Source organism: Colwellia sp. BRX8-9 (genome assembly GCF_014077245.1).
Lineage (GTDB): Bacteria > Pseudomonadota > Gammaproteobacteria > Enterobacterales > Alteromonadaceae > Colwellia_A.
Genome location: NZ_JACGVN010000005.1, coordinates 164,184 through 177,294, shown reverse-complemented (window position 1 = coordinate 177,294; position 13,111 = coordinate 164,184). Strand labels below are relative to the sequence as shown.

The following is a 13,111-nucleotide window of genomic DNA, read 5'->3' as shown; positions in this document are numbered from 1 at the left end:
TGTTTTTTCATATATATGGAAAAACATATGTTATTTCATATTGAGAGAGTATGCAAATAACCTTTAAAAAAACAGTTGTTAGATAAAAGCGCAAAAAAAAGCATGAGTTAACTCATGCTTTGGTGTTAAGAAACTAAATATGGCTAAATTTCGACCATATCACCTTTACTTTGCAGCCATGTTTTTCTATCTGGGCTACGTTTCTTTGACAGTAGCATATCCATTAACTCCATCGTTTCAGAGTGCTCATCTACCGTTAATTGCACTAAACGACGTGTATTTGGATCCATAGTCGTTTCGCGTAGTTGCAGAGGGTTCATTTCACCCAGACCTTTAAAACGTTGTACATTAACTTTACCACGTTTTTTCTCAGCTTCTATTCGATCTAAAACACCGTCTTTTTCGGCTTCATCTAAGGCATAGAAAACTTCTTTACCGACATCGATACGATAAAGTGGTGGCATAGCCACATAAACATGGCCACGTTGCACTAAAGGTAAAAAGTGTTGCATGAATAAAGCACATAATAACGTTGCGATATGAAGACCATCGGAATCGGCATCGGCAAGAATACAAATTTTACCGTAGCGTAATTCTGATAAATCATCGCTATCTGGATCTATGCCTAATGCCACTGAAATATCATGGACCTCTTGTGAAGCCAGTATTTGTCCGGAATCGACTTCCCAGGTATTTAAAATTTTACCTCTAAGCGGCATAATTGCTTGAAACTCACGGTCTCTAGCTTGTTTAGCACTACCTCCCGCCGAGTCTCCTTCCACTAAAAACAATTCTGTTCGGGCAATATCTTGACTGCCACAATCAGTTAATTTCCCGGGTAAAGCAGGTCCTTGAGTAATTTTTTTACGAATAATTTTTTTACTGGCACGCAAGCGTCGCTGAGCATTTGAAATACAAAATTCAGCAAGGTTTTCTGCGATTTCAGTGTGTTCATTTAACCATAAACTAAAAGAATCTTTTACCACACCGGTAACGAAAGCGGCGCATTGTCGAGAAGATAAACGTTCTTTAGTTTGTCCTGCAAATTGTGGTTCTTGCATTTTCACCGATAAAATATATGAACATTTGTCCCATATATCATCTGGCGTTAATTTTACACCGCGAGGAATGAGGTTTCTAAATTCACAAAATTCGCGCATTGACTCCAATAAGCCTTGACGTAAACCATTGACGTGTGTGCCACCTTGGATGGTTGGAATTAAATTGACATAACTCTCTCCAATGCCCTCTCCACCTTCAGAGAGCCAAGTTACGGCCCAATCAGCGGCTTCATGCGAAGAAGAAAAAGTCCCAACAAAAGGGTCTTCAGGTAAACAAATACAGCTTTTAAGAGAATCTTTCAGGTAGTCGACTAAACCATCTTCGTAATACCATTGATATTTTTTATCTTCATTCTTGTCATGAAACTTGATGGTCAAGCCTGGACATAAAACAGCTTTCGCTTTTAATAAATGTACTAAGCGACGCACTGAAAAATTTGCTGAGTCAAAATATTTAGGATCAGGCCAAAACTTTACGCGTGAACCGGTATTTCTTCGGCCAACCGTACCGGTTTCATGTAACTCTTCAACTTTTTCACCATGCTCAAAAGCCATTTCATACACTTTACTGTCACGGCGAACTGAAACATCAACTCGGGTAGAAAGTGCGTTAACCACAGAAATGCCAACACCATGCAAACCACCAGAAAATTGATAATTTTTATTAGAAAATTTACCACCGGCATGAAGTTTACAGAAAATAAGCTCAACACCTGAGACACCTTCTTCGGGATGAATATCGGTTGGCATGCCTCGACCATCATCAATAATTTCCAGTGATTGGTCTTTATCGAGCACAACGGTGATATTTTGCGCATGCCCAGCCAAAGCCTCATCAACCGAGTTATCAATAACTTCTTGGCCTAAATGATTAGGGCGAGAAGTATCTGTGTACATACCTGGACGATGTCGTACTGGGTCTAAACCACTGAGGACTTCAATGGAGTCTGAATTATATTGTTCGCTCATTTAACTATTCTAATAATGATTATGATTAAAAAATGTTTTAATACCTATCGGTCTACTTTATTGACTCGTTGGGTATAAATTAAAAAACATCGCAATTTTAGGTAACACTTTCGAGTAATCAATAAAGCTGTGATCCCCGCCTTGCTGGACAATTATTTGGCAGTCACAATATTTATCGACAGCTTTTTGATAATCTAACACTTCATCGCCTGTTTGTACCATGACCAAGTAATTATTTTTCGAAATAAATTGTTGTTCAAGGCTTTTTAATGACTCAATAAAATGCTTTTCAATGTAATAAACTTCCTGTGTGTAAGGATTAGTTTGTTCACCTAAATAATCAACTAATAATTCAAAGGGCTTTACCGCCGGATTAATTAATACGGCTTTGCCTTGATATTTCTCTGATAAATACGTTGAAAAATAGCCACCTAGTGACGAACCAATAAAATACCAAATGTTTTCTTTATCGCTTTTTGAGTCTATTAGTGTCGTTAATTGTTCGATAACAGCCGTTGGTGACGAAGCTAACTGAGGGCTAAAAAATGAGACTTCGGGAAAATGTTCATTAAAGTAATGCTTTGTCAGTTGTGCTTTCATCGATTGTGGTGATGAATTAAAACCATGTAGATATAAAATATTAACCTGTTTAGACATTTTATTCCTTTGTTAAAAAGTAGCTGTCTGACTTTATTTTTCCATCAGTAAATAGCGAAAAAACACGATAGCCTGGCCCTTGTCCATTTGAAGCACCAGCGCTTTTATTGGTGTCAAATTGAATCGATGTAGCGGGACAAGTAAATAAGGGAATGGCTGGTGATTGGTCTGAATACAAGGTTAATGCTTGATGCACATGACCACAGGTAATAGCTTTGATACTCGAAAACTTATTAATCGTTTGCCAAAACTCTGCTTGATTTTCTAAACCGTGTTGATCAATAAAATAACCAACATCTAATGGGTGATGATGCATCATCACTAATTGATGTTTTTTATCATCAATTAGTGACTCAAATGCAGATAAATCGCTTGGTGTTACCAGACCTTTCGGTGTTTCACTTTTACTGTTAAGTAAAACAATTTGCCAATATTTATCATTAAAGACTTTTTCATGATTGAAAGGAGGAACAGATAAATATTTATCCAATAACTCGAGTTCATCATGATTCCCCGCCAAATAATAAAAAGGTATCGCTATGTCACTTTCAACAACAGCTTGCACAAAAAGTTGATAAGACTTTTCACTATGGTCTTGAGTTATATCACCGGTGAATACAATAGCATCGACTAAATGCTGATTTTTAATGTCGTCTAAAACACTGACTAAATTATGGTAAACATTAGCACCATGATGCAAACCATCTGTTTGAGAAAACAAATGGCAGTCGCTTATTTGCGCAATTTTAAAAATAGAAGACAAAAGGATTACTCAAAAAGTGATAAGTTGACTTGGCCTAACTTTAAACAAAGTTGCAGCCATTCTTTAAGAAACTGATTAATTTGCTCTTTTTCATCAGGTAAATGCATTTTACTATTAGGATAATCGTAACGAGGTTTAACTTGTTTGATGTCTTGATTACTGATCACCTCAGCCATTCGAGCATCATGATATAAACGGATAATCATTTTGGGACGTAAAATGTGGTCAAATACCGTTTTATTATTGTTATCTTCTCCAGTAACGACTGCTTTTGTCTTAGGCAGTTCTTGGCGAATACTCACCAAGCTGGTGTAGCGAGTAATTTCGAGTATTGTTATCTTGTAAGATAAAAAATCAGAAATAAAAAAACACCGCTCATCACCAACCGCTTCTTCATCGTTATGACTGGCCAATAAGCGAACTAAAAACATATAGTTAACTTCACAAAGATTCATTAAGGTTGATAATCTTGGCTGATATTTTTTACTTTGCTGTATCATTTACGAAGACCATTTCTGCTGTAGTTGATGAAAGTTATTCTGTAGCCATTGTAACCCAATTATTGTTGCTGCATTGGTGATTTTTCCATTTTCTAACAACGACATGGCTTGTTCTCTTGACATGACATGCAACAAAATATCTTCACTTTCAGTTTCTAAACCGTGCACCCCTGAGACATTTTTGCTATCTATATTAGCAACATATAAATGTATAACTTCGCTCATACCACCAGGACTTGAAAAATACTCCAGCACTTTATCGAGTTGATTAGCATTTAACGTTAAGTCGGCTTCTTCTTTAGCTTCTCGAATAGCAACATCAATAGGCGATTCATCTTGACCAAACATACCGGCGACAAACTCTAATAGCCATGGCGTGTCTCCTTGACCAATAGCGCCAACTCGAAATTGTTCGATTAACACAACACGATCATAGGTCGCATCGTAAGGAATAACGACTACCGCATGACCACGTTCAAAAACTTCGCGCGTTAATACTTTACTTTCGCCACCATCAAATAGTCGATGACTAAGTTGATACTCATCCATTTTAAACACACCTTGGTAGCAGGTTTTTTGTTGATAAATGGTGACGTCTTTATTTGAAAACTTTGATGGTTTTGTATTTTTGTTAGGCATTGAGTGGCTTTATTTCCCATATAAAAATTTAAAATAAATGAAGATACTATAATAAAGCGAGCACTAGCATAAAACATTTTGTTACACTAGAATGCATTCGCAAACACTTATTTTATTTAGCTAATTCAAAAATCAAGATACGATAGTATCATAATAATATAGCGTACATGGCACACTCAAAGGAATAGCTCACTCATGAAAAAAACAATTACGGCACTGATCATTGGTTTGGTTTGTGTAACTAATACTACGTTAGTTAACGCTGAAGATTTATTGGGCGTTTATCAACAAGCACAAAAAAATGATCCTACCGTATTGAGATCAAAGGCTTTATTTAACGCATCAAAAGAAGGCATAGATCAAGCCAGAGCTGTTTTATTACCAGAGATCAGTGCTTCAGCTAGCTACACAATGAGTAAAGATCAATTTATTCCAACATCGGATGATGGGCAATCATCAAATAGAACATTGACCAATAAATCTGATACTTTGCGCTATGGCTTGAGTTTAAGTATGTCATTATACAATCATAGTACATGGTTAAGATTAGATAATGCCAAAAAAGCCGCGCACCGCAGTGATGTTTCTTATCAAGCAGCAAAACAAGAATTGATTGTTAGAGTAACGACCGCTTATTTTGATGTTTTAAGTGCTAAAGACGATTTAGATTTTGCTAAAGCTGAGAAAGCGGCTATTGAGCGTCAATTAGAACAGACAAAACAACGTTACTCTGTTGGTCTAAAAGCAGTAACAGACGTGCATGAAGCACAGTCGCAATACGATAATGCCGTTACTTCTGAAATTCGCGCTGAAAACAGTGTTTACACTGCAGAAGAAGCGTTAAGGGTAATTACCAATGTGTATCCAAGAGACTTAAGTGTTTTAAACACTGAACGTTTCAGTACCTCACGCCCGATACCTGACAGTGCAAATGAATGGCAACAAACAGCAGAAGCAAAAAATTTAGATTTAATTAGCCAAAAAATAGCGGTTGATGTTGCTAAAGAAAATATTAATATCGCAAGATCTGGTCATTATCCAACATTAAGTTTATCGGGCAGTTATGGTGCTAGAGATCAAGATAACGAAGTAAACAATGCCACTTTTGAAAACCCTGCTTTAGATAGTCAGTCTATCGGCATAACGTTAAACGTACCTATTTATTCTGGTGGCGCTACGTCAAGTGCTGTTCGCGAAGCACAGAGCAACTATGTTGCTGCCAGCCAAGATTTAGAGTTAACTTATCGTAATGTTGTTCGTAATACACGTAATGCTTACAACACCGTTATTGCTGCTGTTTCGGCAATCAAAGCCCTTGAGCAATCTGTTGTTAGTGCTGATAGTGCATTAAAAGCAACGGAAGCTGGTTTTGAAGTAGGAACTCGTACTATTGTTGATGTGTTAGATAGCACGCGTAATTTATATAACGCAAAACGTAACTTATCATCAACGCGCTATAATTATGTACAATCAATTTTATCGTTAAAACGTGCGGCAGGTACAATCAGTGAGCAAGACTTAATCAACATCAATCAAGGGTTAAGTGCCGCTAAGTAAGCTTATTAAACTTCCTTTGTGAAGTATTAATTGTAGGTTTAAAAGTTATAGATATAAAAAAACCCTGATATTTCAGGGTTTTTTATTGTCTACAACTTTATTGTTATTAACTAAACATAGTTTTTACATCAGTAACCATCTGTTGAAATTCTTCACTTTTCATAAAGTCCACGTCAGGTAAAATACCTTTATTCACATAGCTTTTTAATAACACTTCACAGGTTGATACATTCTTGAAAATACCGTTGTGAATAGCACCTGCACGAATGAAGTCCAAATAATGAGTTTCAGAAGGTAATACCGTTAAATCACTCCAACTGGTTACTAAAGTGACAAATTCATCTGAGAATCCCCACGCTTTAGTCACTTCTCCACCAATATCCGCAGCTAACTTAGCAATAGCTTGCTGTAAAAAAGTCGGGTTAGCGAAAACATCAGGATGATTTTCAGCTTCAGTTAAAATGGGTAAAACACCTATATTATGAACCAGTGCCGCCAATGTTAAGGTGTCTAACGTTAATGATGTGTGTTTATGGTCTTGGATATAAAAAGTCATTAAACTGATGGCAACTGCGGCTACATCGACGGTTTTTTTCCATGACTTTTTCAAATACATTGAAACTATTTCATTTTTTGAAACAAATACTTGCTCTAACGCCATCGCTGTTGCGATACTTTTGATTTGGCGCAAACCAATGCGAGTTACAGCCTGGTTGACTGTTTCAACTTTAACAGAACGTCCTAAAATAACGCTATTCGCTACTTTCAACATACCCAAAGATAAAGCAGGGTCATGACCGATAATATCACTCATTTGTTTTAAGTTAATGTTTGGGTCATCCGCCGCTTGGCGCACTTTCAGTGCTACTTCTGGCAAGGTTGGAAGTACAAGCGCATCTTGTTTAATTTTTTCTACTAAAATTGTATAAAGGGCATTTTCAGTTCCCATAGTCTCACCTTAATTATTATTATCATTTGTCAATTATCAATTGTATTACATTAAAAAGTAGCACAGTTTTTTGCTTATATTATTATTTTAGGTCAAATATTAGTAAATTTTTCAATACTGTATCTTTATTAGACAAATGCTCAAATATTTAAAATTCTAGTTTTTAATCACTTAATATGATTTTCATCAAAGAACCGCCTGATAAGCTGTTTACCTATGACAAACGATGTTTTTATAATACCGCTAATATAAATCATCTATGTTGTTCATTATGCTAAAACCTGAATTATTATCGCCTGCTGGAACCTTAAAAAATATGCGTTATGCTTTTGCTTACGGAGCTGATGCTGTGTACGCAGGGCAACCCCGTTACTCTTTACGGGTGAGAAATAATGAATTCAATTTAGAGAATCTTAAAATTGGTATTAATGAAGCTCATTCCCTAGGTAAAAAGTTTTACTTAGTCAATAATATTGCTGCACATAACAGTAAATTAACAACGTTTATTAAAGATATTACGCCCGTTATAGCAATGCAGCCCGATGCCCTGATCATGTCTGATCCCGGCCTTATCATGATGGTACGGGAAAAATTCCCTGATATGCCAATTCATCTATCTGTGCAAGCTAATGCGGTTAATTGGGCAACCGTAAAGTTTTGGTATCAACAAGGTGTTGAGCGCGTTATTTTATCACGTGAATTATCGCTTGATGAAATTGAAGAGATTCGTTTTCGATGCCCTGAAATGGAATTAGAAGTTTTTGTTCATGGTGCTTTATGCATGGCATATTCTGGTCGTTGCTTGTTGTCTGGTTACATTAATAAACGCGACCCAAATCAAGGAACATGTACAAATGCTTGTCGTTGGAAATATGATAGCCACCAAGCAAAAGAAAACGAAACCGGTGATATAATAGCGGTACAGCCAGACACTAAAGTAAAACCAGAACTATTTATCCCTGATTCAGCTAAAATCATTATTCCAGAGCAACAACCAATTGAGGATATTATTTTATTGCAAGAGCAAGGTCGACCCGGTGAATATATGCCAGCATTTGAAGATGAGCACGGTACTTATATAATGAATTCAAAGGATTTACGTGCCGTTGAACATGTAGAACGTTTAATAAAAATAGGCGTGCATTCATTAAAAATTGAAGGTCGAACTAAATCATTTTATTACTGTGCTCGAACAGCACAAATTTATGGCCAAGCTATTTCTGATGCTTTAAGTAATAAACCTTTTAATCAAAATTTAAATACCGATTTAGAACATCTTGCTCACCGAGGTTATACCCAAGGTTTCTTAAAACGTCACCGCCATAGTGACACACAAAATTCTGATTACGGTTATTCAAAAAGTGATACTCAGCAATTTGTTGGTGAAATATTAGGCCGCAACGAAATAACAGGTTTAGTAGAAATAGAAGTAAAAAATAAATTTCTAGTCGGTGACCGTTTAGAGTTAATGACACCGCTAGGTAATACATCTTTTGTTTTATCTCATATGGAGAACGCCAAAGGTGAAGTTATTATTGACGCAAAAGGGTCCGGTCATAAAGTATCAATTTCGCTAGTAAGCGAGCACGATTTAACTTTTGGTATTATTATGCGCTACCTTAATGAAGGTGGCACAACACGCCAACCGTTTACACAAAATCAAGTAGCGTAATAGGGCCATGGCACTGATTATAGAAGATGCATGTATTAACTGTGATATGTGTGATCTAGAATGTCCTAATGAGGCCATTGCATTGGGTAGCATGATTTATGAAATTGACGTGGATAAATGTACTGAATGTGTTGGCCATTATGACAAGCCGACTTGTATTAGCGTATGTCCTATTGATTGTATCAAAAAAGATCCAAAGCATAATGAAAATGAGCAAACGTTATTAGCTAAATTTATCGCTATGCATGGTTAACAGCACCTACTACGACTGAAACAATAACGTGCAATTGCTCAGTCGATTAAGTTTGTATTTAGACAGATATAGCGGCTTTTATATGAGCGTGGCATTGATAATTCACTAATTCAAAGTCTTCAAAAGTAAAATCAAAAATACTTTTTATCTCAGGATTAATTTTCATAGTTGGCAAAGGTAGCGGAGTGCGACTTAGTTGTTCATCAACTTGTTCCATATGGTTTGAGTATAAATGAGCATCTCCGAAAGTATGAACAAAATCACCTAGCTCTAAATCACAGACTTGGGCGATCATCATGGTAAATAGTGCATAACTTGCAATATTAAAGGGTACACCTAGAAAGATGTCGGCACTGCGTTGATATAATTGACACGACAGCTTGCCATTGAGTACATAGAATTGAAAAAGCGTATGGCACGGGGGTAATGCTTGCTTGCCCTGTGCAGCATTCTCTGCAGGGCTTATAGATGTATCAGGTAATAATGCAGGATTCCAAGCGGTAATAATATGACGTCGTGAATCTGGGTTATTTTTTAAATCATCAATCAATTGTGTAAGTTGATCAATTGTTTCGCCATTGGCTGATGGCCAATTACGCCACTGTACTCCATATACAGGCCCTAGTTCGCCCGACTCTGTTGCCCAAGCATCCCAAATTTTAACGCCATTCTCACTTAAGTAAGCAATATTAGACTCACCTTTAATAAACCATAATAATTCATGAATAATTGATTTTAGATGACATTTTTTAGTGGTGACCAGTGGAAAGCCTTTTGCTAAGTCAAAACGCATTTGATAACCAAAAATACTTTTGGTGCCTGTACCTGTGCGGTCTGATTTTTGTACGCCGTTATCACGAACATGTCGCATGAGATCTAAATATTCTTTCACTGTCTTTCCTTCTCTAAAAAATTTTAATTTTAAACAAACGCTATTGTACTAACTTAATATCATTTTAACTGCTACTAGCATCAAAAATATCGCAAATGCTTTCTTGATAGTACCGACCGGTAACTTACTCGCCGCTTTAACACCTATTGGAGCAAAAAGAGAAGACGTAATAATGATACCAAGCAAGGCAGGTAAATAAACATAGCCTAAGCTATATTTGGGTAAGTTCTCTTCTCCCCAACCAGCAATCACATAGCCGCTAACACCGAATATGGCCACAACCATACCACTGACCGTGGCAACACCAATACATTGGCGTAAAGGAACTTTAAAGTAACTTAATATCGGGACTAGAATAGCACCACCAGCAATGCCCATTAGACTTGCTAAAATACCAGTAAAAAAGCCAATACCTTTAACAATGATATTTTTGGGTAGTTTTTCATCATCGTTGTGATTAATTAATTTATTTTTCTTCGCTCGGTTTATAGCAATAAACATATAAGACGAAAGTAAAAAAACAGCAATAGCAAAAGTATTTTTTAGTGCAACAACAGAAAGCATATCAGCAATAAATCCGCCAAGTAACGATCCTAATGCAATCGCCATCATGAGTTGCTTAGCAAGTGGCCAAGGTATATTGCTATTACGGTGATGAGCTAATGCCGCGGAAAGTGAAGTAACAACAATAGTGGCTAACGAGGTCGCAAGCGCCATTGGCATAACTAAGTTCGGTTCAATGCCTAGCTGCGGTAATAAATACACCAAAGCGGGTACAATTATCAACCCGCCACCTATGCCTAAAAGACCAGCAGAGAAACCGACCACTGAGCCGAGTAACACGCAAATTAGAAAGATACTTAATAACATTGTTTACTGCTTTTTAAGTTAAATTAACCGGATACATTACCTACCGGCACGTACGAAACTACTTAAACCGAATTGTTCAAGTTGTTCATTTAAATAACTGTGTACTTGTTTGGATGTTGAAAGGGTTAACACATGTGCCAACATCATTTTTACTTGATGAAAATCAACATGGCGGATCACCCATTTAATTTTTGCGATATTATGCGCGTTCATACTCAATTTGTCATATCCCATCGCTAATAATAATAAAGCGCCTGCTGGTTCACTGGCTAGCTCGCCACATAGGCTCAAGGGTACCAATGAGCGAGCTGATTGTTCTGCAATATGGTTAAGCGCTCTTAAAACAGCTGGATGATATGAATTATATAACGCTGATACGCGGGCATTATTTCGGTCAACTGCTAATAAATATTGAGTTAAATCATTACTGCCCACCGAAAAGAAATCAACTTTACTGGCTAATTCAGGCAATTGATAAATAATACCTGGCACTTCGATCATTATACCAACTTTTGGACGAGTGAGCTTTTCTTCACCGATAAAATCAAGTTCACCAGACAGTTCATAATAAGCTTGATTGATTAAACGAGTTGCTTCGTCTACCTCTAAAGTACTTGAAATCATCGGCAACATAATTTCTAAATTATTTAAGCCAACATTCGCTCGCAACATTGCTCGTACTTGTAAGAGAAAAATTTCAGGATGATCAAGTGTAATGCGAATACCACGCCAACCAAGAAATGGATTATCTTCATTTATCGGAAAATAGGGTAACGACTTGTCACCACCAACATCTAAGGTACGCATAGTTACAGGTTGATCAGGAAAAGCACTTAATACTTGACGATAAAGTTCAGTTTGCTCTGACTCAGAGGGAAAGCAGCTGCGGTTCATAAAAGGAATTTCAGTACGATACAAACCGATCCCTACAGCACCTGAATTTTTTGAATATTCAAACCCTGATGAAAGCCCAGCATTAAGTTGCAACTCAATGGTTTGACCATCTTTGGTAATAGCAGGCAATTGCGCTACTTTTTTAACCTTATCGGCGAGTAATATCTCTTGAGTGATTAAGTGTTGATATTCACGTTGTAAGGCTTCATTAGGCTGAACAAAAAGCTCACCACTAAAGCCATCTACAATACAGTTCTTCTGGTGTAATCGACTAAGCGAAATTTTCTCAATACCCATTACCGCTGGCACACCTAGTGCTCTTGCTAAAATAGCAGCATGAGAATTATTGGAGCCCTGAAGCGAGACTACACCTTTTAAGCCTTGGTGCTGGTATTGTGCAAGCATAGCTGCCGTTACTTCTTCAGCAACTAGTATAAATTCTCGTGGAAGTTGTTGCTCTTTTATATTTAGTTTTTTTAAGTTAAGTAATAATCGATTACCTAAATCGCGTATATCACTGGCCCTTTCACGCAAATAACGGTCATCTAAGGCTTCAAACTGAATAATATAGCTATCAATGATTTGTTTTAAAGCACTTTCAGCAGTCCAACCTGATATTATTTTCTGGGTAACTTCTTTAGTAATATTTGCATTATTTAATAATTGCTTATACATATCGAAAATATCTAAAGTACTCTCCGCAATAATCCCTTGTAACTTACTGGCCATGAAATCAAAATCTATGCGTGTTTTCGCCACGGCTTCTTCAAAAAATTGTAACTCTAGCGTTGGGGTTTTAGTTCGTTGTAAAGAAACAGAAGCTAAACTTACCGCTGGATACACAACAAACATTTCACCAATCATTACCCCTGAGGAGCCAGCAACACCCTGTAATGCTTTAGTCCAATGACTATTAGCATCTTGCTCTGTGATTAACACATTAGCTTCAGCATTGGCCAATGAAGTAGCTAGTTGGGCTGATAAGGTAACTAAGAATGCTTCTTCATTTTCAGTAAAATGCCTAGCCTCTTTTTGTTGAATCGCCAGTATGCCCAGCACTTTTCGTCGATGAATAATGGGGGTCCCCAGAAAGGCATTTAATTCGTCTTCCTCAACTTCAGGGGCATGAATAAATTGAGGATGGTTTTGCGCATTAGCAATGTTAAGTGGTTCTTCTCGCTGGCCCACTAAACCGACTAAGCCTTCAGTAAAACCGATGGTTGTTTGACCTAATGAACCTTCTGCCAAACCGTCAGAGGCAACCAATAAAAAATGTTGTTTGAGGTGGTCAGCAAGATAAATTGAACAACAGTCAGTATTCATCGTTTCTTTTATTTGTTCCACCATACGATGTAATGCACTGTCGAGTTCAGCGTTTTGGCTAAATTCTAGAACAATTCTCCGTAGGATAGTTAACATACGGCTCCTTAAATAA

General features: G+C 37.0%; 12 protein-coding genes. 3 read left to right on the top strand and 9 right to left on the bottom strand.

What is annotated here, in order from left to right:
* Nucleotides 1-143: 143 nt before the first annotated feature.
* From parE to H4J70_RS06100, 5 genes are read right to left on the bottom strand one after another with little or no spacing between them, the layout of a single operon-like run.
* Entirely contained in the window at nt 144-2,030 is a 1,887-nt protein-coding gene (gene parE, locus H4J70_RS06120) for a DNA topoisomerase IV subunit B (protein ID WP_182175801.1), read from the bottom strand.
* A 57-nt stretch (nt 2,031-2,087) separates the two neighbouring features.
* Nucleotides 2,088-2,687 carry a YqiA/YcfP family alpha/beta fold hydrolase gene (locus tag H4J70_RS06115; RefSeq protein WP_182216893.1) on the bottom strand — a complete coding sequence of 200 codons (600 nt, stop codon included), beginning with the start codon at nt 2,685-2,687 and terminating at the stop codon, nt 2,088-2,090.
* 1 nt (nt 2,688) lies between these two features.
* Nucleotides 2,689-3,450, bottom strand: coding sequence for a metallophosphoesterase (locus H4J70_RS06110; protein WP_220470362.1), 762 nt, complete (start codon nt 3,448-3,450; stop codon nt 2,689-2,691).
* A 5-nt stretch (nt 3,451-3,455) separates the two neighbouring features.
* Nucleotides 3,456-3,950 (bottom strand): DUF1249 domain-containing protein, encoded by a 495-nt coding sequence (locus H4J70_RS06105; RefSeq protein WP_182242520.1) that lies wholly within the window; start codon nt 3,948-3,950, stop codon nt 3,456-3,458.
* Nucleotides 3,951-4,589: an NUDIX domain-containing protein gene (locus H4J70_RS06100; protein ID WP_182216896.1), complete on the bottom strand. Its 639-nt coding sequence runs from the start codon at nt 4,587-4,589 to the stop codon at nt 3,951-3,953. It abuts the gene before it with no gap.
* Between the two features lie 195 nt (nt 4,590-4,784).
* On the opposite strand from H4J70_RS06100, the gene tolC reads away from it, so the two are divergent.
* Nucleotides 4,785-6,146, top strand: a complete 1,362-nt coding sequence (gene tolC, locus H4J70_RS06095; RefSeq protein WP_182216898.1) for an outer membrane channel protein TolC — start codon at nt 4,785-4,787, stop codon at nt 6,144-6,146.
* Between the two features lie 106 nt (nt 6,147-6,252).
* Here the strand turns inward: tolC and H4J70_RS06090 are convergent, their stop codons facing one another.
* A complete protein-coding gene (locus H4J70_RS06090; RefSeq protein WP_182216900.1) occupies nt 6,253-7,095 on the bottom strand; it encodes an HDOD domain-containing protein in 843 nt (280 codons plus the stop codon).
* Between the two features lie 271 nt (nt 7,096-7,366).
* On the opposite strand from H4J70_RS06090, the gene yegQ reads away from it, so the two are divergent.
* Nucleotides 7,367-8,767: a tRNA 5-hydroxyuridine modification protein YegQ gene (gene yegQ, locus H4J70_RS06085; protein WP_182221821.1), complete on the top strand. Its 1,401-nt coding sequence runs from the start codon at nt 7,367-7,369 to the stop codon at nt 8,765-8,767.
* A gap of 7 nt (nt 8,768-8,774) precedes the next feature.
* Nucleotides 8,775-9,020 carry a YfhL family 4Fe-4S dicluster ferredoxin gene (locus H4J70_RS06080; protein ID WP_182216903.1) on the top strand — a complete coding sequence of 82 codons (246 nt, stop codon included), beginning with the start codon at nt 8,775-8,777 and terminating at the stop codon, nt 9,018-9,020.
* Nucleotides 9,021-9,078: 58 nt separating this feature from the next.
* On the opposite strand, the gene H4J70_RS06075 is transcribed toward H4J70_RS06080, so the two are convergent.
* Genes H4J70_RS06075 through ptsP form a run of 3 tightly spaced genes read right to left on the bottom strand, consistent with a single transcriptional unit; the run spans nt 9,079 to nt 13,095 of the window.
* Nucleotides 9,079-9,912 carry a thymidylate synthase gene (locus H4J70_RS06075; RefSeq protein ID WP_182216905.1) on the bottom strand — a complete coding sequence of 278 codons (834 nt, stop codon included), beginning with the start codon at nt 9,910-9,912 and terminating at the stop codon, nt 9,079-9,081.
* 48 nt (nt 9,913-9,960) lie between these two features.
* On the bottom strand, nt 9,961-10,782 hold the full coding sequence (locus H4J70_RS06070; RefSeq protein WP_070375985.1) for a sulfite exporter TauE/SafE family protein: 822 nt from the start codon (nt 10,780-10,782) through the stop codon (nt 9,961-9,963).
* Nucleotides 10,783-10,818: 36 nt separating this feature from the next.
* Nucleotides 10,819-13,095, bottom strand: a complete 2,277-nt coding sequence (gene ptsP, locus H4J70_RS06065) for a phosphoenolpyruvate--protein phosphotransferase (protein WP_182216907.1) — start codon at nt 13,093-13,095, stop codon at nt 10,819-10,821.
* Between the last annotated feature and the right edge of the window lie 16 nt (nt 13,096-13,111).